Source organism: Burkholderia sp. Se-20373 (assembly GCF_017104705.1).
Lineage (GTDB): Bacteria > Pseudomonadota > Gammaproteobacteria > Burkholderiales > Burkholderiaceae > Burkholderia.
In genome coordinates this window covers 1-19471 of the sequence record NZ_JAAGPH010000141.1, presented here as the reverse complement: position 1 = coordinate 19471, position 19471 = coordinate 1, and the positions used below count along the sequence as shown (strand labels likewise).

The following is a 19471-nucleotide window of genomic DNA, read 5'->3' as shown; positions in this document are numbered from 1 at the left end:
AGCCGCATCTCGCCGCAGCCCGGTTGCGCGGCCAGCAGTTCGACGAGCCCGCCGACCGGCCAGCCGCCGCCCGGCAGCTCGGCCGACAGCGGTGCGAAGCCGGTCTCGATCGTGCGCGGACCACCGCGCGCGAGCTGCGAGCCGCGCCATAGCGACGGATGAAGGGATTCGGGAGAAATGGAGGATGCGAGCATGATGCCACCCACAACTGTATGGATATACAGTATATGGCAATGCGTCCACGCCGCACAGTACTGGTACGAAACCGGTATTTCGTCAGATGAAAGACGGGTGAAAAGCCGGCAGGCCCACGCTATGACGGCGGGTCGCCCCCGGCATCACCGGCTCGCACCGCCCGGACGCCCGCCACACCCCTCGGGCGCCGATGCGGCGCATGCGAATCGAATCGCGCAGCCGGGCCGAACCGAGCAGAGCCCGGCCCGGCCGGCCAACCGGCACGATGCACATCCTGCACACCGCGCCGGTCCATCAGCTGCCCGTCAGCCGAGCAGCAACGCGTCGTCGTCGAGTTGCTCGTGCCGCACCTTCTCGAACATCTGCAGCAGGTCCGGCACGTCGAGCCCCTTGCGCGCGTCGCCCGACACGTCGAGCACGACCTGCCCCTGGTGCAGCATCACCGTGCGGTCGCCGTAGTCGAGCGCCTGCCGCATGCTGTGCGTGACCATCATCGTCGTCAGCTTGCTCTCGGCGACGATGCGCGCGGTCAGCTCCAGCACGAACGCGGCCGTCTTCGGGTCGAGCGCGGCCGTGTGCTCGTCGAGCAGCAGGATCCGCGACGGCCGCAGCGACGCCATCAACAGGCTCACCGCCTGCCGCTGGCCGCCCGACAGCAGCCCGATCCGGTCGGTCAGCCGGTTCTCGAGGCCGAGGTTCAGCAGCCGCAGCTTGTCGCGGAACAGCTCGCGCGACGGCCGGTCGAGCGCGGCCCGGAAGCCGCGCCGCGCACCGCGCGCCATCGCGAGCGCCATGTTCTCCTCGATCGTCAGCGCCTCGCAGGTGCCGGCCATCGGATCCTGGAACACGCGTGCGACGAGGTGCGCGCGATCCCACGCGGCCTTGCGCGTGACGTCCGTGCCGTCGATCGAGATGCGTCCCGCATCGACGGCCTGGTCGCCGCTGACCGCATTGAGGAAGGTCGACTTGCCGGCGCCGTTCGAGCCGATCACCGCGACGAACTGGCCGTCGGGAATCTCGAGCGACAGCCCGCGCAGCGCGCGCGTCTCGATCGGCGTGCCGGGATTGAACGTGAGTTTCAGGTCTTGTGCGGACAGCATGTCAGGCGCCTCCGTTCTTGCGCGCGAACAGCTTCTTGCGCGTCGCCGGCAGCACCAGCGCGATCGTGACGAGCGCCGCCGTCACGAGGTTCAGATCCTGCGCCTTCAGCCCGATGAATTCGCTGTTGAGCGCAAGCGCGATGAAGAAGCGGTAGACGATCGCGCCGAGCACGACGGCGAGCGTCGTCAGCACGAGCCGGCGTGCCGGCAACAGCGTCTCGCCGATGATCACCGCGGCCAGCCCGATCACGATCGTGCCGATCCCCATCGAGATATCCGCGCCGCCCTGCGTCTGCGCGAACAAGGCGCCGGCAAGCGCGACGAGCGCGTTCGACAGCGCCATTCCGGCGAGCGTCGCACGGCCGGTCGCGATGCCTTGCGCACGCGCCATCCGCGGGTTCGCGCCGGTCGCGCGCATCGCGAGGCCGAGCTGCGACGAGAAGAACCAGTCGAGGCCGAGCTTCGCGACCACGACGACGATCGCGAGCAGCGCCGGGCGCAGCACGTAGTCGGGCATCCAGTCCGGCTGCAGCACGGTGAAAATGGTCGGCTCGGTGATGAGCGGCACGTTCGGCCGGCCCATGATCCGCAGGTTCACCGAGTAGAGCGCGATCATCATCAGGATACTGGCGAGCAGGTCCATGATCTTCAGGCGCACGTTGAGCCAGCCGGTGATGAAGCCGGCCACCGCGCCCGCGACGATCGCGATGCAGGTCGCGCTGAACGGGTCGTAGCCGGCCGAGATCAGCGTCGCGGCAACGGCGCCGCCGAGCGGAAAGCTGCCGTCGACGGTGAGGTCGGGGAAGTTGAGGATGCGAAACGAGATCAGCACCCCGAGGGCGACGAGGCTGAAGATCAGGCCGATCTCCAGCGCGCCCAGAAACGAGAACAGAGACATGATGGGGAAATCCTGTTGCTTCCCGGCCGGACGTGTACGGCCGGGCGAAGCGAACGGGCGGCCCCGGGTGGGAGCCGCCCGTCCGGCGGTGTCGTTCAGGCCCGGATCGGGCCCGCAAGCGCGGCGGTCGGGCCGCGGCTTACTTGATGACCGTCTTCGCGTCCTTGAGCAGGTCCGTCGACAGCGTCACGCCCTGCTTCGCGGCCGCGCCCGTGTTCGCGAACAACTCGAGGTTGCTGCTCGTTTCCGATGCGATCGCGCCCGGCTTCTCGCCCTTCAGGATGCGCGCGACGACCTTGCCCGTCTGGCGGCCGAGGTCGCCGTAGTTGATGCCGAGCGCCGCGATGCCGCCGCGCTTCACGCTGTCGGTGTCGCCGGCGACGAGCGGGATCTTCGCTTCGTTCGCGACCTTCACGAGCGCTTCGTACGCGGACACGACGTTGTTGTCGGTGTTCGTGTAGATCACGTCGACCTTGCCGATCAGGCTCTTCGCGGCCGGGCCGATGTCGACGGTGCGCGGCGCGGCCGCTTCCTTCAGCGTCATCCCCTGCTTCGCGAGGATCTCCTTGAGTTCCTTCACGACGACGACCGAGTTCGCCTCGCCCGGGTTGTAGACCATGCCGACCGTCTTCGCATTCGGCACGACGCGCTTGATCAGCGCGACCTGGCGATCGAGCGGCAGCTTGTCGGATACGCCCGTCACGTTGGTGCCCGACGGGCCCCAGCCCTTCACGAGCTGCGCGGCGACCGGATCGGTCACGCCCGAATAGACGACCGGCACGCTCTTCGTCGATGCCACCACCGCCTGCGCGGCCGGCGTCGCGATCGCGACGATCACGTCGGGCTGGTCGCCGACGAACTTGCGCGCGATCTGCGCGGCCGTGCCCGTGTTGCCCTGCGCGCTCTGGTATTCCCACTTGAGCTTGTCGTCGCCGTAACCTTCCGCCTTCAGCTCGGCGCGCACGCCGTCGCGGATCGCGTCGAGCGCCGGGTGGTCGACGATCGACAGCACCTTGACGGTCTGGGCGTGCGCGGCACCGGCCAGCGCGAGTGCGGCCACGCCGGCCGTGATCGAACGGATCGCGAAAGTCTTGAAACGCTTCATGGGTGTGTCTCCCCCGTATTGTGTCGGTTCTGGATGATGGATTCCCGCCGCCGTCAGGCGGGCGCCGCCATGCGTACGACGCGCTGGCGAACGGCCCGCGCACGCTCCGGGAAAGCGTGCAGCGGCGAACGCACGAGGATACCATTTCCGCAGACCACCGCCTGACTCCACGCTTTCGCATCGCGCCCCGGATTGAAGCGCGCGCCGACGTGCGCGAGCACGCGCGAAGCCCGCCCGGCGGGGGTTCCCGCCGGCCTCGGCGCAACGCGTCAGCCGCGCTCGCGGCTTTACGTTATGCTGTCGGCCGACCCAGTCCACGCCATCGGAGGGCACATGAAACGGGGGATCCGAGCCATCGCATGCGCGGCCGTCGCGCTGGCGCTGCCGGGTGCGGCATTCGCACTGACCGACGGCAGTGCGCAATACGACGACTGCATGCTCAATGCGCTGCGCGAAAGCCGCAACGGCGCGGCGGCGCAACTGATCCAGCGCTCGTGCGACGCGCTGTATCGCAACAACGCGATGCTGCTGCCGCGCGAGCGGCGTTTTCACGAGTGCGTCGTGCAGTCGCTGCCGGGCGTGCGCGACAACTATGCGATCCAGCAGATCATGTCGATCTGCTCGCGGCGCGGCGAGATGTGAGCCGGCGTTGAACGCGCCACACCGTGCGGCCGTCGTCGATCGGCCGCGCCAATGAAAAAGGCCTGCGCGATGCAGGCCTTTTCGTTCAGCGATCCGGTGTGCGGCGTTCAGAACGACGCGACCATCGAGCCCTTGAACTGCTTCTTGATGAATTCCCGCACTTCCGGCGACTGGTATGCCTTGACCAGCTTCTTCACCCACGGCTGGTCCTTGTCCTTCGCGCGCACGGCGATCAGGTTCGCATACGGGCTCGTCAGCGATTCGAGCGCGATCGCGTCCTTGGTCGGCTGCAGGTTGGCGGCGAGCGCGTAGTTCGTGTTGATCACGGCCGCGTCGACGTCCGACAGCACGCGCGGCAGTTGCGCGGCGTCGAGTTCGGAGATCTTCAGCTTCTTCGGGTTGTCGGCGATGTCGAGCACCGTCGCGTTGTTGCCGCCCGTGCCGGCGCCCGCCTTCAGCTTGATCACGCCTTGCGTCTGCAGCAGCAGCAGCGCGCGGTTCTCGTTCGACGGATCGTTCGGCACCGCGACCTTCGCGCCTTGCGGCAGGTCCTTCAGCGCCTTGAACTTCTTCGAGTACACGCCCATCGGCGAGATGTAGGTCAGGCCCGCGCTGACCAGCTTGTAGCCGCGCTGCTTCACCTGGCTGTCGAGGTAGGGCTGGTGCTGGAAGCTGTTCGCGTCGAGATCGCCCGAGTCGAGCGCCGCGTTCGGCTGCACGTAGTCGTTGAACTCGATGACCTTCACGTTCAGGCCTTCCTTCTCCTTCGCGACCTTCTGCACGAGCTGCCACACTTCCGAATCCGGGCCGGCGACCGTGCCGACCTTGATCACCTTGTCTTCGGCGTGCGCGCCTGCCGACAGCGTCAGTGCTGCGCCGGTGGCCAGCACGGAAAATACCTTCAGGAGACTGCGACGCTTCATCTGTTTCTCGCTTTCTTGCTTACGGGATGACTAAAATGGGGCGCGATACGGGTATGCCCCGACTCGCAGGAAGGGGCAAATGGTGTCACAGGATCCGCGGGAAGTGAAATACATCCCGCTCATATGGGTATGCACCGCAGCGGTGCTGCCGGGGGTGGCACGACTCGGCCGTTAGTTGCGTTTATGCGCGTCGCGCATCGGCCCGAACGCGCTACGCCACCGCCGCCCGGTCGGCCGCCTTTGTCTCGAATGCAGGCTCGCCCACCTGCCCGCCGACCCGGAACGCGCCGACCGTATCGCGCAGTCGCGCGGCCTGCTCCTGCAGCGACGCGGCGGCCGCGGCGGCCTCCTCGACGAGCGCCGCGTTCTGCTGCGTCACCTGGTCCATCTGCGTGACCGCGCGCCCGACCTGCGTGATGCCGCTCGCCTGCTCCTCGGACGCCGCCGCGATCTCGCCCATGATGTCGGTCACGCGCGCGACGGCCTGCAGGATCTCGCCCATCGTCGTGCCGGCCTGGCCGACCAGCGTCGACCCGTTGCGCACGCGCTCGACCGAGTCGACGATCAGCTCGCGGATCTCCTTCGACGCCGTCGCGCTGCGCTGCGCGAGCGAGCGCACTTCGCCCGCGACCACCGCGAAGCCGCGGCCCTGCTCGCCGGCGCGCGCGGCTTCGACCGCCGCGTTCAGCGCGAGGATGTTGGTCTGGAACGCGATGCCTTCGATCACGCCGATGATGTCGGCGATCTTGCGCGAGCTGTCGTCGATCTGGCCCATCGTGCCGATCACGCGGTTCACGACGTCGCTCCCGGTGCGCGCGATCTCCGACGCGCTGTTCGCGAGCCCGCTCGCCTGCCGCGCGTTGTCGGCGTTCTGCTTCACGGTCGCGGTCAGCTGCTCCATGCTCGCGGCGGTTTCTTCCAGCGAGGCGGCCTGCTCCTCGGTGCGCTGCGACAGGTCGTCGTTGCCGGCCGAGATCTGGCGGCTCGCCGACGCGATCGATCCGGCCGACTGGCGAATCCCGCCGATCGTCGCCTGCAGCCGTGCCTGCATGTCGTGCATCGCGGCCATCATGCTCGTGCGGTCGCCCGCGCGAACCGGCACCGGCTGCGTCAGGTCGCCCTGCGCGATACGCGTCGCGAGCGCGGCCGCTTCGTCGGGCTCGCCGCCGAGACTGCTGCGCACGTTGCGGATGATCACCAACATCGCCGCGCTGATCACGAAGCCGATCACGAACACGACCGCGAGGTGGCCGAGCAGCGTCCGGTAATAGAGGGTGTCGATGTCCTTCAGGAACACGCCGCTCGAGATGTTCCAGTCCCACGGCGCGAAGCGCGTGACGTAGCTGATCTTCGGCACGGCGGTCTCGCTGTGCGGCAGCCGCCCGCGGTACTCGGCGAAGCCGCTGCCGGTTTCCTTCGCGGCGTTCAGGATCGTGACGAACAGCGGCTTGCCGTCCGGGTCGAGATAGTCGCCGACCTGCGTGTTGACGAGCTTCGGCAGCGTCGGATGCATCAGCACGACCGGCTTCGAGTCCATCACGAACACGTAGCCCGAATCGCCGTAGCGCATCGCGGCGAGGCTCGCGAGCGCGTCGCGCTTCGCGTCGGCCTCCGGCAGCGTGCCGCTCTGCGCGAGTGCGTGATACGCCTTCACGATGCCGGCCGCCGAATCGACGAGATTCGCGATGCCTGCCTTGCGTTCGGCGAGCATGGTCGCGCGCGTCTCGTACGCGCTCCATGCGCCGACGCCCAGGAGACCGACCCATACCAGCGCAAGCGCGAGCCACAGCTTGCGGTTCAAACTCATTCTGCTCATCTGCGTGCCTTTGTCGATGTCGATGCGCACGCTGCGCGCGAACGGCCTGCCGCGCGCAAACGCTTGCTCATTCATTTACGGCACCGAGGCTTACAACTTGAATACGGCCGGCGCCGCGAACCGGCGATCGACAGGCCGCCCGTGCCCGCGCCGCACCGCGGCCGCCGGCGCGACAGTCCGCATCCGCTGTGCTAAAAAGACCGGCCAGCCGGCACACGAAGAGCCGGCGCCATTCCGAGGGCCACCCATGTACGTCATCGACATCCACTACACCGCATCGCTCGAGCGCATCGACGACGCACTCGAACGCCATCGCGCATTCCTGCAGCCGCAGTTCGACAAGGGCATCTTCATCGCAGCGGGGCCGAAGGTGCCGCGCGAAGGCGGCGTGATCCTCGCGGCCCGCATCGATCGCGACGAGCTGGACGCGATCCTGAATACCGATCCGTTCGTCGTCGAGGGGCTCGCCACGTATCGCGTGACGGAATTCCGGATCACGCGTGCCGCATCCGGGTTCAACGTGCCCGCGCTGCCGTAACGCGACGCCTGCGCGACATCTGCGCGATACGCGCGCAGGCCGCTACGCCGCCCGACGGGCGGCGCATGCAAACAACGAGGAGAGAGGAAAAACATGACGGCGCGAGGCGGCCGTCACGTGATCGCCGGGCCGGGCGCCCGGCGGCTGCCGGTCAGTCGACCAGCAGCTTCAGGTCGTGGACCCACGGGCCGGGGCCCTGGCCGTCGCGCACGAACAGGCGCAGCTTGCCGTCGCGGTCGAACACGTAGCTCGCGGCCGTGTGATCCATCGTGTAGCTGCCGGGCGTCTTGCCGGGCACCTTCGCGTAGTACACGCGGAAATCCTTCGTGACCTTCTTCAGTGCCGCTTCGTCGGCCGGCCGCAGGCCGATGAACGACGGATCGAACGCGGGCACGTACTGGCCGAGCAGCGCCGGCGTGTCACGCTCCGGATCGACGGTGACGAACAGCACCTGCACGCGCTTCGCGGCATCGGGTCCGAGCTGCTTCAGCGCTTCGGACAGCTCGGCCATCGTCGTCGGGCACACGTCCGGGCAGTGTGTATAGCCGAAGAACATCACGACGGCCTTACCCTTGAAGTCGGCGAGCGTGCGTACCTTGCCGGCCGTATCGGGCAGCGAGAAATCGCTGCCGAACTGCGTGTTGCCGGTGATGTCGAGATTCTGGAATTTCGGCGCGTTGTCGCATCCGGCGAGCAGCAGCGCTGCCGTGAATGCGCACGCGAGCATCCAGCCTTGGCGCGCGCGGCGCCCGAACCGTGATTGGAGCATTGCGTTCAAACCGTGCGGTTACACGCCGAGCAGCGGGCGTGCATAGTGATCGACGAGCAGCGCGGCGAACAGCAGCGACAGGTAGACGATCGAGTAGCGGAAGGCCTTGCGGGCGAGTTCGTCCGAGTAGTCGCGATGGATCTTCCACGCATACGCGAGGAACACCGCGCCGAGCAGCACCGCGCTCGTCAGGTAGACGGCCCCGCTCATCCCGGAGATGAACGGCATCAGCGTGACCGCGAACAGGATCACCGTGTACAGCAGGATGTGCAGCCGCGTGAACTTCTCGCCGTGCGTGACGGGCAGCATCGGCAGCCCCGCGTTCTCGTAATCCTTGCGGCGATACAGCGCGAGCACCCAGAAATGCGGCGGCGTCCACACGAAGATGATCAGCACGAGGATCCACGCGTCGCCCGGCACCGCGCCGGTGACCGCGGCCCAGCCGAGCGCCGGCGGCATCGCGCCCGACGCGCCGCCGATCACGATGTTCTGCGGCGTCATCGGCTTGAGCAGCAGCGTGTAGATCACGGCGTAGCCGACGAAGGTGGCGATCGTCAGCCACATCGTCAGCGGGTTCGTGAACGTATAGAGCGTCCATGCGCCGACGCTGCCGAGCACGGCCGAGAAGACCAGGATCTGCGGGGGCGTGATCTCGCCGCGCGCGGACGGGCGCCACGCGGTGCGGCGCATCATCGCGTCGATCTTCTGTTCGACGAGGCAGTTGATCGCGAACGCGGCGCCGGCCAGCAGCCAGATGCCGACCGTACCGCCGATCAGCACGTGCCACGGCACCATGCCCGGCGTCGCGAGGAACATGCCGATCACTGCGCAGAACACCGCGAGCTGCGTGACACGCGGCTTCGTCAATGCCATGTACTGCGAAAACCGGCTACCGGGCGATTGGGAGAGGGTGCTTTGCATGGGGGCGGTCACGCCGGGGCGGCGTCGCGCGCAGGCTGCGCGACACGGCCGGGGCGGCTTGAAAGGATGCGAAAGTTTAACATGACGACGAGCAGCAGCAGGATCGCGGCCCCGCCGTTGTGCGCGACGGCGACCGGCAGCGGCCACTGCAGCACGATGTTGGTCAGGCCCGTCACGAACTGCAGCAGGACGACCAGCAGCACGCCGTTCGCCGGCCGCCGCAGCGATTCGAAGCGGCGCATCTTCAGCGCGAACGCGACCAGGTAGGCGACCACCACGAACGCGAACGTGCGGTGCGTCCAGTGGATCGCGACCAGCGCGTCCTGCGTGATCGCCTCGCCGTCCTTCGTCATCCCGAGCGCGCGCCACAGGTGGAAGCCGTGCTGGAAGTCCATCGGCGGGATCCACTGGCCGTTGCAGGTCGGGAAGTCGGTGCACGCGAGCACCGCGTAGTTGGTGCTCACCCAGCCGCCGAGCGCGATCTGCACGACCAGCAGCACGAGCGCCGCGAGCGCGGCCGCGCGATAGCGGCCGGCTTCGGGGTCATGCGCCGGCAGCGGCGTTTGCCGCGCCGCGAGCCAGCCGAGCGTGCCGAGCAGCGTGAGGCCGAGCAGCAGGTGGATCGTGACGATCACCGGCTGCAGCTTCATCGTGACCGTCCATGCGCCGAACGCGCCCTGCACGAGGATCAGCAGCAGCAGGCTCGTCGGCCACCACGGCGACACGTGCAGCGGGCGGCGGCGCAGCCGCGCGGACCACGCGATCACGACCTGCGCGATGATCAGCACGCCGATCGCCATCGCGAAATAGCGGTGGATCATCTCGATCCACGCCTTCGACATGCTGACGGGGCCCGTCGGCATCGCCTGGTGCGCGGCCGTGATCGCGGCGTGCGCGATGAACGGCGACGACGTGCCGTAGCAGCCGGGCCAGTCCGGGCAGCCGAGCCCCGAATCGGTCAGCCGCGTGAAGCCGCCGAACATCACCAGGTCGAGCGTCAGGAAGGTGGTGATCCACACCAGCTTGCGAAACTTGTTGTCGTCGGCCTTCACCCACACGTACGACAACGGCAGCAGCGCGATGCAGAAGCCGATCAGGCCGAGTTGCAGTAGATACGCCATCGGTTCAATGCCTCTCGTCTTGCCTTAGCCGATGCTCGACCACTTCAGCAGCTTCGTCACGTCCGACTTGATCTTGCCGGGGTTCGGATCCTTCGGGAAACGCATCATCAGGTTGCCGTTCGGATCGACCATGTAGAGGTGGTCGCTGTCCTTCGTGCCGGCGTCGGCCGGCAGCCACGCGGCCACCGCGGCCGGATCGGCGACGAGCCGGCGCGTGTCGGGGTACGCGTCCAGCACCTTCTGCGGCATCGCGCCCGCATCGCTGCGCAGCCACACCATCGTGAGCCGGTGCCGCTCGCCCGCCTGCGTGACGCGGATCTGGCGCATGAAATAGAGCTTCTTCGCGCAGGCCTCGTCGCACGCGCTGCGGTCGGTCATCACGAACAGCCACACGCCGCGCAGCGACGACAGCGGCACGGTCTTGCCGGTTTCGTCGGTTACCTGCAGATCCGCGGGGATCGGGCGCTGCGGCTCGATCAGCGTGCCGTAGTTGGTCGAGCCGCCCTTCGGCTTGATCACGTAATAGGTGAAGTACGACGCGATCATCGGTGCGGCGCACACGAGACCCAGCAGCACGAGCATCCAGCGGCCGCGCTTGCGGGCCGCCGGCGACATCGGCGCAGCGGCCGAACCCTGACGGGGAGATTGCATGGACAAATCAGACCTCTCGAAACGAACCCGCGGCGCGAGCGCCGCGTCCTGGCATGGCGCTCACGCGCCGGCCGACTTCTTCGCCGCACGCCGCGCGGCGTACAGGCCGAAGCCGAGCGCGGCCGCCGCCATCGCCCACCACTGAAACATGTAACCGTAATTGCGCTCGACGCCGGTCGTCGCCGCCGGCCAGTCGCGCACGAGCTTGTCGCCGTCGTCGCTCGTCTGCTGGATCACGAACGGCTGCAGCGGCAACCCCGTTTCCTTCGCATACGCGGCGACGTCCAGGTTCTGCCGGATCTTCTGGTGCGCGGCCGACCCGCCTTCGCCGAGCTCGAACGCCCGCGACGCGTCGGCGCGCGCGATGCCCACGATCTCGACGTCGCCCGCGGGCGTCGCGAACGGCTCGATCGCCGTGCGATCGGCGACATTGCGCGGCAGCCAGCCGCGGTTCACGAGCACGACGCCGCCGCCCGTGAGTTTAAACGGCATCACGACGTAAAAACCCGGCTGGTCGTTATACGGCCGATTGTCGAGGAACACGGCCTGCTCGGGCAGGAAGCGGCCCGTCGCACGCACGCGATGGAACTCGATCGACGCGAGCGGCATCGGCTGCGCGCCGATGTCGACGGGCGCCGCCTGCTCGTAGCGCGCGATGCTCGCCTGCAGCGCTTCCTTCTGGTGCGCGCGGTCGCGCTGCCAGAAACCGAGACGGATCGTGACCGCGACGACGACGAGGATGAGCAACGCGGGCAGCCAGCGGATCTTCATCATGCGGCCCGCCCGGCACCTGCCGACAAGCGAAGTGCGATAATTATCCTCTTCCTTTCGAATTGCCGTCGTCCGGTTCGTGTCATGCACATACTCGTTCCCATCGCCTTCGTCCTCATCATTGCCAGCATGGGCTCGGCGCTCTACTTCATGATGCACGACCGCGGCCACACGAAACGCATGGTCTGGTCGCTCGCCACCCGCGTCGGGCTGTCGGTATCGCTGTTCCTGCTCATCCTGATCGCGAACGGGATGGGCTGGATCCATTCGACCGGCCTGCCGATCGGGCGTTGATCGATTCGCCGCCGCGGCCGCTGTGGCATTTCGCCGCACGGCCACGGCACCAAGCAAAAGCGCCGCCTGACTGAGTCGCGGCGGCGCTCGGGTGGTGAAGGCCGGCAGTCACGCTGCCCGGCCGACCCAATGAAAACGGCCCGCGCATTGCTGCGCGGGCCGTTGTTCCATTTACAGCCAGTAGACGACGACGTACAGGCCGAGCCAGACGACGTCGACGAAGTGCCAGTACCACGCGGCGCCTTCGAATGCGAAGTGGTGATCGGGCTTGAAGTGGCCGCGGATCATCCGCACCAGCACCACCGCGAGCATCGTGCCGCCGAGGAACACGTGGAAGCCGTGGAAGCCGGTCAGCAGGAAGAACGTCGAACCGTACACGCCCGAGTTCAGCGTCAGGTTCAGTTCGTTGTACGCGTGGTAGTACTCGAAGCCTTGCAGGAACAGGAAGCAGATACCGAACGCGAGCGTCGCGGCCAGCCAGACGATCGCCTTCTTGCGATGATCGTCACGCAGTGCGTGGTGCGAGATCGTCAGCGTCACGCCCGACGACAGCAGGAATGCGGTGTTCAGCGTCGGGATCGGCCACGGGCCCATCGTCTTGAAGTGACCGGCGAGCGCGGCGGGGCCTTCGTTCGGCCACACGGCGGAGAAATCCGGCCAGATCAGCTTGTAGTCGAGGCTGCCGAGCTGATGCAGCGCGATTTCACGTGCATAGAACAGCGCGCCGAAGAACGCGCCGAAGAACATGACTTCCGAGAAGATGAACCAGCTCATGCTCCAGCGGTACGACTTGTCGACGTTCTTGCCGTAGTGACCGCCTTCCGATTCGGCGATCGCGTCGCCGAACCAGTGATACAGCGTGAAGAGCAACCACAGCAGGCCGAGCAGCGCCGTAAACGGCGCCCAGTCGTGACCGTTGATCCACAGCGCCGCCGATCCGAGCATGACCAGCAGGCCGATGGCCGCACTGATCGGATGGTGCGACGGATGCGGCACGAAATAGTACGGGGTCTGGTTTTGACCGCTCATGCTTGATTCTCCACTTCTGTCCAATTTGTGTACCGGAAACCGCTCCGGCTTTATTTCTTGCGCGGCGTGACCACCACCGCTCCTTCCTGCACGCGGCGCCGTGGCGCCACGCACTGCATTCTTCTTTCCTGGCCGCGGGCTTCAGCCCACGACGGCACGCACGACCAGGATCAGCACGCCGATGAACAAACCGGCGGCCAACAACGCGACGATCAGCACGTGCAGCGGATTCAGCTGCGTCGCGTCGGCCTCCAGGTCGCGCCGCTTGCGCACCCCGAAGAACGACCACAGCACCGCTTTCAGCGCCTGGCCGAACGATCCGCCCCGCTTGCCCTCCGTCATCGCCCCGCCTCCGTCGTCATGCGTCCGGCTTCGCCGCGCCCTGCGCCGCGGTCTTGCCCGGCGCCGGTGCCGGCGTGGCCGGCGTATTCAGCTCGAAGAACGTGTACGACAGCGTGATCGTCTTCACGTCCTTCGGCAGTTTCGGATCGATCACGAACACCACCGGCATCTTGCGCGACTCGTTCGCGGCCAGCGTCTGCTGCGTAAAGCAAAAGCACTCGATCTTCTTGAAGAACTCCGTCGCCTGCTTCGGCGCGTAGCTCGGAATCGCCTGCGCAACGACCGGCCGGCCCTGCCCGTTCGTCACGTCGTACACGATCGTCATCAGCTCGCCCGGATGCACGTCGAGACTGTTGTGCTCCGGCTTGAAACCGAGCGGGCCGCGCGCGTTCGCATCGAACTCGACCGACACCGTGCGGCTATAGTCGACCTGCGAGTTCTTCACCTCGCGCTCGCTGACATCGCGCTGCACCAGGTTGTTGATGCCGGTGATCTGGCAGATCGCCCGATACATCGGGATCAGCGCGAAGCCGAAACCGAACATCAGCCCGGCCACGACGAAGAGCTTCACCAGCATCGAACGATTGAACGCGCGATCGACGGCGCCCTCTTCCGGCTTCGACATACGACAACTTCCTCGCTACTGCGTCTGTTGCTGCATCAGTGAGTGGACAGCCACCACTGCTTGATCACGACACCCACAAAAAAAACGGCGGCGATGACGAGCAGGATGAGGCCGAGCCGCTTGTTGCCCGCGCGTATCTGCTCGGGCGTTCGTCTTTCTTGTGGATTCCGGTTCATCTGAAACTTCGGTTCGGCGCCCGCCGCGCCTGCCTGCGCGGCAGGCAGCGGCGGAACGCACTGTGAAACTTACTCGACGTGCGGCGGTTGCTCGAACGTGTGGAAGGGAGCCGGGCTCGGCACCGTCCACTCGAGGCCTTCAGCGCCATCCCACGGCTTGTCCGACGCCTTTTCCAGCTCGCCGCCACCACGGTAGGCCGGCAGCGCGACCGCGAACAGGAAGTACACCTGCGCGAGGCCGAAGCCGAATGCGCCGATCGTCGCCACCTGGTTGAAGTCCGTGAACTGCGCCGGGTAGTCCGCGTAGCGACGCGGCATGCCTGCGAGACCGACGAAGTGCATCGGGAAGAACGTCAGGTTGAAGAAGATCATCGACGCCCAGAAGTGGATCTTGCCGCGTGTCTCGTTGTACATCCAGCCCGTCCACTTCGGCGCCCAGTAGTACCAGCCCGAGAACAGCGCGAACAATGAGCCGGCCACCAGCACGTAGTGGAAGTGCGCCACCACGAAGTAGGTCCCGTGATACTGGATGTCGAGCGGCGCCATCGCGAGCATCAGGCCCGTGAGACCGCCGAACGTGAACACGAACAGGAAGCCGATCGCGAACAGCATCGGGGTTTCGAACGTCATCGAGCCGCGCCACATCGTCGCGAGCCAGTTGAACACCTTCACGCCCGTCGGCACCGCGATCAGCATCGTCGCGTACATGAAGAACAGCTGGCCGGTGACAGGCATGCCCGTGGCGAACATGTGGTGCGCCCAGACCATGAACGACAGGATCGCGATCGAAGCCGTCGCGTACACCATCGAGCTATAGCCGAACAGCGTCTTGCGTGCGAACGCCGGGATCACCTGCGACACGATCCCGAACGCCGGCAGAATCATGATGTACACCTCGGGGTGGCCGAAGAACCAGAAGATGTGCTGGTACATCACCGGATCGCCGCCGCCTGCCGCGTTGAAGAACGACGTGCCGAAGTGGCGGTCGAACAGCACCATCGTGATCGCGCCTGCCAGAACCGGCATCACGGCGATCAGCAGGTAAGCCGTGATCAGCCACGTCCACGCGAACATCGGCATCTTCATCAGCGTCATGCCCGGTGCGCGCATGTTCAGGATCGTCACGACGATGTTGATCCCGCCCATGATCGACGATGCGCCCATGATGTGGACCGCGAAGATCGCGAAGTCCATGCCCGGGCCCATCTGCGTCGACAGCGGCGCGTACAGCGTCCAGCCGGCGGCCGTCGCGCCGCCCGGCGCGAAGAACGAACCTACCAGCAGCACGGCCGCGACCGGCAGCAGCCAGAAGCTGAAGTTGTTCATCCGCGCGAACGCCATGTCGGACGCGCCGATCTGCAGCGGAATCATCCAGTTCGCGAAGCCGACGAACGCCGGCATGATCGCGCCGAACACCATGATCAGGCCGTGCATCGTCGTGAGTTCGTTGAAGAACTCCGGACGCATGATCTGCAGGCCCGGTTCGAACAGCTCGGCCCGGATGGCGAGCGCCATCACGCCGCCCGACAGGAACATGATGAACGAGAACAACAGGTACAGCGTACCGATGTCCTTGTGGTTGGTGGCGAACAGCCAGCGGCGCCAGCCGTGCGGCATTTCGTGCGCGTGGTCGTCGTGCGCGTGGTCCGCGGCTACGTCGTGCCCGATGCTAGACATGAGAATCTCCTAATGCGAATACGTCGACTAACTCAGCGACACGTCAAGCCGCCGGGCCGATCTCGACACGCCGGGCTTCCTTCGCGTCAGCCCCGCCCGTGATCGTTTCCGGCTTTTTGAGAATAATGTGGTCTTCCGCCACGCCTGCTGCCTTCAGCGCGTCGCGCACGGCCTGTGCGCGATGCTTCGCCAGTTCGGCGTTTGCGTCGGCCGAGCCCGACTTGTCGGTAAAGCCCGACAGCGCGAGCTTCGCGTCCGGATGTGCCTTCGCATAGTCGGCCGCGGCGGCGATCGCCGCCTTCGCGTCGGCCGGCAGCACGCTCTTGCCCGTCTCGAAGTAGACCGTCGACAGTGCGGCCGAGGCCGCTGCCGCCGGCTGCTCCGCGCCCGACGCAGCCTGCGCCGGTGCCGAAGCGGCTTCCGCCGGTGCAGCTGCCGCTGCGCCCGCCGCGTCTTCCGGCATCTTGCCGTTACGCGCGTCGGCCACTTGCTTCGGCTGCAGCAGGTCGTTCTTGTGGTTGCCCCACGAATTGCGTTCGTACGTGATGACCGACGCGATGTCGAGATCCGACAGCGACGCCCACGACGGCATCGCGCCCTTGCCGTGCAGCACACGCTCGACGTGGCCGGCGATCGGGCCGTTCACGATCGGGCTGCCGTCCATCGCCGGGAAGGCGCCGAGGCCCTTGCCGCTCACCTGGTGGCAGGCCGCGCAATTCGCCTTGTAGACTTCCTCGCCGTGCGCGACGAGTTCAGCCATCGTGTAGACCTTGTTCGGATCGACCGCGGCGCTGGCCAGCTTGGCCTTCTGCGCGGTGACCCACTTCGCGTAGTCGTCATCCGACAGGACTTCGACGACGACCGGCATGTACGCGTGTTCCTTGCCGCACAGCTCGGTACAGAAACCGCGGAACGTACCGACCTTGTCGGCCTTGAACCACGTGTCGCGCACGAAGCCGGGGATCGCATCCTGCTTCACGCCGAACGCGGGCACGTACCACGAGTGGACGACGTCGTTCGCGGTCGTGATGATGCGGATCTTCTTGTTGACCGGCACGACGAGCGGGTTGTCGACTTCCTGCAGATAGGTGTCGGTGATCGGCTTCTTGCCCATCACTTCGTCACGCGGGGTGCTGAGCGTCGACAGGAAGCCGATGCCCTCGCCCGGGCCCTTCACGTAGTCGTAGCCCCACTTCCACTGGTAGCCGGTGACCTTGATCGTGAGATCGGCGTTGGTCGTGTCCTTCATCGCGACGACGGCCTTCGTCGCCGGCAGCGCCATCAGCACGACGATGACGAACGGCACGATCGTCCAGATGATCTCGACGGTCGTGCTTTCATGGAAATTGGCGGCCTTGTGGCCCTTGGATTTGCGGTGCGCGAAGATCGAATAGAACATCACGCCGAACACGCCGACGAAGATCACCGTACACAGGATGAGCATCATCGTGTGGAGATCGTAGAGCTCCTCGGCGATCTTCGTGACAGGCGGCTGAAAGTTGATCTCGTTGACACGGGGGCCGCCCGGGCTATCACCGACCGCCAGGGCGGCACCGGCAAAGAGCAAACCGCTGCATGCCAGCACGCCCGCGAGGGCTCGCTTGATTGTTTTCATAGCATCCTTACCCAAAATTTCCATTCAAACCCTCCCCCGTCGCAAGCGACCGGCCCTATCCGCCGGTGCCCGCGCCTCGTCAGCCGCAGCGCCTGAGCGATATACGCAGTTCGTCGGCGAACTGCGCACGCTTGTACTGCGCGAGATGCTGCCCGATCACGACGGTCTGCCCGCGCGATACCAGCCGAATCGGATCGCGTGGCGTCGCACCCGGCTCGACCCGCACCCAGCGCGGGTTGAATTCGATCTGCGTGAGCCGCTCCGCATCCATCCGCTCGATCACGAGCCGGTGCGGATACAGCCTGATGCGTTCGTAATCGACCGCATGGCGAGCATAGATCGCAAATGCGACACCCACAGCCAGCAACTCGATTCCGGTGAAGGGCATGACGAGCCAAGCCCCCCGCCACATCAGCAATGTCGCGATCACCAGCGAGAAGCTCGCGAGCGACGCATAAAACAGCACGAACTGGCGCGGCGACGCCGAACAGTTGCGTTTCATCAGCCAGTCTTCGAGGACCGGCTCGCCGTTCGTCGTCTCCGCCAACACCCTCGCTGCTTCCATCGCCGCCTCACGCGAATGGCATGCGATGCATGCCTGCATCGGACTCGTCGGCCCGTATTGCGGGGACCCCGGGACGACAAGCTGACGCATTATAGGCGGGTTCAATGGCATCCACAAGCAAGCGACTATCGGCCCGCGAGCCAAGCGCGACAAGCTTTCCGGCCATTTTAGGCGCCAATTCGACCCCGCTTTGCGCCGCTAATTTCAGACATAACAAAACCCCTCTTTACCGCTTTACCGATTCTTCGGACGCCCCTTTCCGATGTCCTCGATGCGCACGATCCCGTGCCCTTCGGCGGTCGTGCGCGGCACGGCCTTCCACGCGTGGCCGTAGATCACTTCAAACGTCAGCGGAATCGTGCCGTCCTCGCGCCGGCGGGCCTCCAGCGCGTCGTCGAGCGCCGCGCGAAAGCGCCGCGTCGCGCGCTGCGGCGCGTCGCGATCGAACGGATAGGCACCCCAGCGGCGCACGTCGGCCAGCAGCGAATCGGGGGATTTGTAGGTGACGGTCAGCACTTCCTGATCCATCACGGGAATCTCGAAGCCGCTCTCGACGAGCATGTCGCCGAGGTCGTGCATGTCGACGAAATCGATCACGCGTGCGGCGGGCGGCGCCATGCCGAGCGCCGCTTCGGCGTCCGCGCAGGCCGCGCGCAGTTCGCGCAGCGTATCGGGGCCGAGCGTGCTGAACATCAGCAGCCCGTTCACGCGCAGCACACGCTGCCACTCGGGCAGCACCGCGTCCGGGCGCGAATGCCAGTGGAGGGCGAGATTCGACCAGATCAGGTCGAACGCGCCGCCGGGGAACGGTAGCGCGGAGAAATCGGCCTGCGTGACGCGCGGCCCGCGCGGGCCCAGTGCGCGGCCGAGCGAGGCCGGCAGCCAGCGGCGCCAGCTCGTCTGCTCGACCTCGCGCTGCCCTGCTCGCGCGAGCATCGCGCCGGACAGGTCGACGCCGAAGACGGGCGCCTCGGGAAAGCGCGCGCGCAGCGCCGGCAGGTCGTCGCCCGGGCCGCAGCCCGCGTCCAGCACGGCTGTGGGGCTCACCTTGATGTATTCGAGACGCTCGTTCATGCGCTGCGCGATCTCGCGCGGCAGGAACGCGACCGCATCGAACGTGGCGGCACGGCGGTCGAAAATCCGCCGCAGGCGCCTTGCGTCATTGGCCGGACGGCCGGTTGAAGTCGAAGCTGGGGACATGTCGGGCACACTGGCGAAGAGCCCGAAGTATACTCGCTCGCCCCGCAGGCTTCATTGAGGCGGGGTGTCAGGAGTGTTGCAATGATCCGCCGTTCCGCCCCGCGCACGATGCGCGTCGCTTTGTCGCAGGTTCGCGCGCTGGCAGCGCGCGTCGCCGCGGTCGCGCTGCCGAATCGCTGCGCACTGTGCGGCAATTTGTCACACGCCGTGATTTGCGGTGCTTGCGACGCCGCGTACTGGAATGAAGCGCGGCTGCGCTGCGACGTCTGCGCGCTGCCGCTGGGCATCGGGCCATCGCGTTCGCCCCCGCTGCGCGGCGCTCACGCCGGCCGCGTTACCGCATACCGTTGCGACGCGTGCCGCACGGCGCCGCCGCCGTTCGATGCGACGCTCGCGCTGGCGGATTACCGCGCACCGCTCGACGGGCTCGCGCGCGGCCTGAAGTTTCACCGGCAACTCGCGCTCGGCACCGAATTCGCGACGCGGCTCGCACGGTTG

Annotated in this window: 21 protein-coding genes and 2 pseudogenes; 4 read left to right on the top strand and 19 right to left on the bottom strand. The window is 66.6% G+C overall.

The annotated features are described in order from the left end of the window. The 4 genes and pseudogenes from G3N96_RS31360 to G3N96_RS31345 form a co-directional block, all read right to left on the bottom strand. Nucleotides 1-194, bottom strand: a pseudogene (locus G3N96_RS31360) (recombinase RecA); the annotation flags it as partial. A 306-nt stretch (nucleotides 195-500) separates the two neighbouring features. Next, complete coding sequence (locus G3N96_RS31355) at nucleotides 501-1295, bottom strand: ABC transporter ATP-binding protein (protein WP_011353261.1); 795 nt, start codon at nucleotides 1293-1295, stop codon at nucleotides 501-503. 1 nt (nucleotide 1296) lies between these two features. Next, nucleotides 1297-2193, bottom strand: coding sequence for an ABC transporter permease (locus tag G3N96_RS31350; protein ID WP_124582846.1), 897 nt, complete (start codon nucleotides 2191-2193; stop codon nucleotides 1297-1299). 139 nt (nucleotides 2194-2332) lie between these two features. Then, nucleotides 2333-3298 carry an ABC transporter substrate-binding protein gene (locus tag G3N96_RS31345; protein ID WP_124582848.1) on the bottom strand — a complete coding sequence of 322 codons (966 nt, stop codon included), beginning with the start codon at nucleotides 3296-3298 and terminating at the stop codon, nucleotides 2333-2335. Between the two features lie 333 nt (nucleotides 3299-3631). Between G3N96_RS31345 and G3N96_RS31340 the strand changes: the two genes are divergently transcribed. Next, complete coding sequence (locus G3N96_RS31340; RefSeq protein WP_089473594.1) at nucleotides 3632-3940, top strand: VF_A0006 family four-cysteine protein; 309 nt, start codon at nucleotides 3632-3634, stop codon at nucleotides 3938-3940. A 107-nt stretch (nucleotides 3941-4047) separates the two neighbouring features. Here the strand turns inward: G3N96_RS31340 and G3N96_RS31335 are convergent, their stop codons facing one another. Beyond that, nucleotides 4048-4863 carry a MetQ/NlpA family ABC transporter substrate-binding protein gene (locus tag G3N96_RS31335; RefSeq protein WP_089473595.1) on the bottom strand — a complete coding sequence of 272 codons (816 nt, stop codon included), beginning with the start codon at nucleotides 4861-4863 and terminating at the stop codon, nucleotides 4048-4050. A gap of 211 nt (nucleotides 4864-5074) precedes the next feature. Then, entirely contained in the window at nucleotides 5075-6679 is a 1605-nt protein-coding gene (locus tag G3N96_RS31330) for a methyl-accepting chemotaxis protein (protein ID WP_206139591.1), read from the bottom strand. Nucleotides 6680-6926: 247 nt separating this feature from the next. On the opposite strand from G3N96_RS31330, the gene G3N96_RS31325 reads away from it, so the two are divergent. Further along, nucleotides 6927-7217 (top strand): YciI family protein, encoded by a 291-nt coding sequence (locus G3N96_RS31325; protein ID WP_206139590.1) that lies wholly within the window; start codon nucleotides 6927-6929, stop codon nucleotides 7215-7217. A gap of 151 nt (nucleotides 7218-7368) precedes the next feature. On the opposite strand, the gene G3N96_RS31320 is transcribed toward G3N96_RS31325, so the two are convergent. The 5 genes from G3N96_RS31320 to G3N96_RS31300 are packed head-to-tail and all read right to left on the bottom strand — an operon-like array spanning nucleotide 7369 to nucleotide 11450. Next, nucleotides 7369-7986, bottom strand: coding sequence for an SCO family protein (locus tag G3N96_RS31320; RefSeq protein ID WP_043187233.1), 618 nt, complete (start codon nucleotides 7984-7986; stop codon nucleotides 7369-7371). A gap of 18 nt (nucleotides 7987-8004) precedes the next feature. After that, on the bottom strand, nucleotides 8005-8907 hold the full coding sequence (cyoE, locus tag G3N96_RS31315) for a heme o synthase (protein ID WP_206139589.1): 903 nt from the start codon (nucleotides 8905-8907) through the stop codon (nucleotides 8005-8007). Between the two features lie 8 nt (nucleotides 8908-8915). Then, nucleotides 8916-10028: a COX15/CtaA family protein gene (locus G3N96_RS31310; protein WP_206139588.1), complete on the bottom strand. Its 1113-nt coding sequence runs from the start codon at nucleotides 10026-10028 to the stop codon at nucleotides 8916-8918. 24 nt (nucleotides 10029-10052) lie between these two features. Then, nucleotides 10053-10679 carry a cytochrome C oxidase subunit I gene (locus G3N96_RS31305; RefSeq protein ID WP_206139587.1) on the bottom strand — a complete coding sequence of 209 codons (627 nt, stop codon included), beginning with the start codon at nucleotides 10677-10679 and terminating at the stop codon, nucleotides 10053-10055. 60 nt (nucleotides 10680-10739) lie between these two features. Beyond that, nucleotides 10740-11450: an SURF1 family protein gene (locus G3N96_RS31300; RefSeq protein WP_241022910.1), complete on the bottom strand. Its 711-nt coding sequence runs from the start codon at nucleotides 11448-11450 to the stop codon at nucleotides 10740-10742. An 84-nt stretch (nucleotides 11451-11534) separates the two neighbouring features. Here G3N96_RS31300 and G3N96_RS31295 point away from each other — a divergent pair, with 84 nt between their 5' ends. Next, nucleotides 11535-11744, top strand: coding sequence for a twin transmembrane helix small protein (locus G3N96_RS31295; protein ID WP_043187227.1), 210 nt, complete (start codon nucleotides 11535-11537; stop codon nucleotides 11742-11744). 171 nt (nucleotides 11745-11915) lie between these two features. Here the strand turns inward: G3N96_RS31295 and G3N96_RS31290 are convergent, their stop codons facing one another. The 8 genes from G3N96_RS31290 to G3N96_RS31255 form a co-directional block, all read right to left on the bottom strand. Next, the gene (locus tag G3N96_RS31290) at nucleotides 11916-12773 is read right to left on the bottom strand and encodes a cytochrome c oxidase subunit 3 (protein WP_206139586.1); all 858 of its coding nucleotides are present in this window, start codon (nucleotides 12771-12773) and stop codon (nucleotides 11916-11918) included. 141 nt (nucleotides 12774-12914) lie between these two features. After that, a complete protein-coding gene (locus tag G3N96_RS31285) occupies nucleotides 12915-13115 on the bottom strand; it encodes a DUF2970 domain-containing protein (protein ID WP_089426387.1) in 201 nt (66 codons plus the stop codon). A gap of 16 nt (nucleotides 13116-13131) precedes the next feature. Beyond that, nucleotides 13132-13740 (bottom strand): cytochrome c oxidase assembly protein, encoded by a 609-nt coding sequence (locus G3N96_RS31280; protein WP_089426388.1) that lies wholly within the window; start codon nucleotides 13738-13740, stop codon nucleotides 13132-13134. A gap of 35 nt (nucleotides 13741-13775) precedes the next feature. Beyond that, nucleotides 13776-13916 carry a cytochrome oxidase small assembly protein gene (locus G3N96_RS31275; RefSeq protein WP_006760728.1) on the bottom strand — a complete coding sequence of 47 codons (141 nt, stop codon included), beginning with the start codon at nucleotides 13914-13916 and terminating at the stop codon, nucleotides 13776-13778. A gap of 69 nt (nucleotides 13917-13985) precedes the next feature. Continuing rightward, nucleotides 13986-15593 carry a cytochrome c oxidase subunit I gene (ctaD, locus tag G3N96_RS31270; RefSeq protein WP_069248929.1) on the bottom strand — a complete coding sequence of 536 codons (1608 nt, stop codon included), beginning with the start codon at nucleotides 15591-15593 and terminating at the stop codon, nucleotides 13986-13988. A 43-nt stretch (nucleotides 15594-15636) separates the two neighbouring features. Further along, complete coding sequence (gene coxB, locus G3N96_RS31265) at nucleotides 15637-17232, bottom strand: cytochrome c oxidase subunit II (RefSeq protein WP_206139585.1); 1596 nt, start codon at nucleotides 17230-17232, stop codon at nucleotides 15637-15639. A 55-nt stretch (nucleotides 17233-17287) separates the two neighbouring features. Then, on the bottom strand, nucleotides 17288-17812 hold the full coding sequence (locus G3N96_RS31260) for a DUF2244 domain-containing protein (RefSeq protein ID WP_089441077.1): 525 nt from the start codon (nucleotides 17810-17812) through the stop codon (nucleotides 17288-17290). 195 nt (nucleotides 17813-18007) lie between these two features. Further along, nucleotides 18008-18973, bottom strand: a complete 966-nt coding sequence (locus G3N96_RS31255; RefSeq protein ID WP_206139584.1) for a methyltransferase domain-containing protein — start codon at nucleotides 18971-18973, stop codon at nucleotides 18008-18010. A gap of 81 nt (nucleotides 18974-19054) precedes the next feature. Here G3N96_RS31255 and G3N96_RS31250 point away from each other — a divergent pair. After that, a pseudogene (locus G3N96_RS31250) lies at nucleotides 19055-19471 on the top strand (ComF family protein); the annotation flags it as partial.

What these genes read in the sequence shown, in the direction of transcription:
- G3N96_RS31355 (WP_011353261.1), bottom strand. Translation starts at nt 1,295, where the DNA reads ATGCTGTCCGCACAAGACCTGAAACTCACGTTCAATCCCGGCACGCCG.
- G3N96_RS31350 (WP_124582846.1), bottom strand. Translation starts at nt 2,193, where the DNA reads ATGTCTCTGTTCTCGTTTCTGGGCGCGCTGGAGATCGGCCTGATCTTC.
- G3N96_RS31345 (WP_124582848.1), bottom strand. Translation starts at nt 3,298, where the DNA reads ATGAAGCGTTTCAAGACTTTCGCGATCCGTTCGATCACGGCCGGCGTG.
- G3N96_RS31340 (WP_089473594.1), top strand. Translation starts at nt 3,632, where the DNA reads ATGAAACGGGGGATCCGAGCCATCGCATGCGCGGCCGTCGCGCTGGCG.
- G3N96_RS31335 (WP_089473595.1), bottom strand. Translation starts at nt 4,863, where the DNA reads ATGAAGCGTCGCAGTCTCCTGAAGGTATTTTCCGTGCTGGCCACCGGC.
- G3N96_RS31330 (WP_206139591.1), bottom strand. Translation starts at nt 6,679, where the DNA reads ATGAGCAGAATGAGTTTGAACCGCAAGCTGTGGCTCGCGCTTGCGCTG.
- G3N96_RS31325 (WP_206139590.1), top strand. Translation starts at nt 6,927, where the DNA reads ATGTACGTCATCGACATCCACTACACCGCATCGCTCGAGCGCATCGAC.
- G3N96_RS31320 (WP_043187233.1), bottom strand. Translation starts at nt 7,986, where the DNA reads ATGCTCCAATCACGGTTCGGGCGCCGCGCGCGCCAAGGCTGGATGCTC.
- cyoE (WP_206139589.1), bottom strand. Translation starts at nt 8,907, where the DNA reads ATGCAAAGCACCCTCTCCCAATCGCCCGGTAGCCGGTTTTCGCAGTAC.
- G3N96_RS31310 (WP_206139588.1), bottom strand. Translation starts at nt 10,028, where the DNA reads ATGGCGTATCTACTGCAACTCGGCCTGATCGGCTTCTGCATCGCGCTG.
- G3N96_RS31305 (WP_206139587.1), bottom strand. Translation starts at nt 10,679, where the DNA reads ATGCAATCTCCCCGTCAGGGTTCGGCCGCTGCGCCGATGTCGCCGGCG.
- G3N96_RS31300 (WP_241022910.1), bottom strand. Translation starts at nt 11,450, where the DNA reads ATGAAGATCCGCTGGCTGCCCGCGTTGCTCATCCTCGTCGTCGTCGCG.
- G3N96_RS31295 (WP_043187227.1), top strand. Translation starts at nt 11,535, where the DNA reads ATGCACATACTCGTTCCCATCGCCTTCGTCCTCATCATTGCCAGCATG.
- G3N96_RS31290 (WP_206139586.1), bottom strand. Translation starts at nt 12,773, where the DNA reads ATGAGCGGTCAAAACCAGACCCCGTACTATTTCGTGCCGCATCCGTCG.
- G3N96_RS31285 (WP_089426387.1), bottom strand. Translation starts at nt 13,115, where the DNA reads ATGACGGAGGGCAAGCGGGGCGGATCGTTCGGCCAGGCGCTGAAAGCG.
- G3N96_RS31280 (WP_089426388.1), bottom strand. Translation starts at nt 13,740, where the DNA reads ATGTCGAAGCCGGAAGAGGGCGCCGTCGATCGCGCGTTCAATCGTTCG.
- G3N96_RS31275 (WP_006760728.1), bottom strand. Translation starts at nt 13,916, where the DNA reads ATGAACCGGAATCCACAAGAAAGACGAACGCCCGAGCAGATACGCGCG.
- ctaD (WP_069248929.1), bottom strand. Translation starts at nt 15,593, where the DNA reads ATGTCTAGCATCGGGCACGACGTAGCCGCGGACCACGCGCACGACGAC.
- coxB (WP_206139585.1), bottom strand. Translation starts at nt 17,232, where the DNA reads ATGGAAATTTTGGGTAAGGATGCTATGAAAACAATCAAGCGAGCCCTC.
- G3N96_RS31260 (WP_089441077.1), bottom strand. Translation starts at nt 17,812, where the DNA reads ATGCAGGCATGCATCGCATGCCATTCGCGTGAGGCGGCGATGGAAGCA.
- G3N96_RS31255 (WP_206139584.1), bottom strand. Translation starts at nt 18,973, where the DNA reads ATGTCCCCAGCTTCGACTTCAACCGGCCGTCCGGCCAATGACGCAAGG.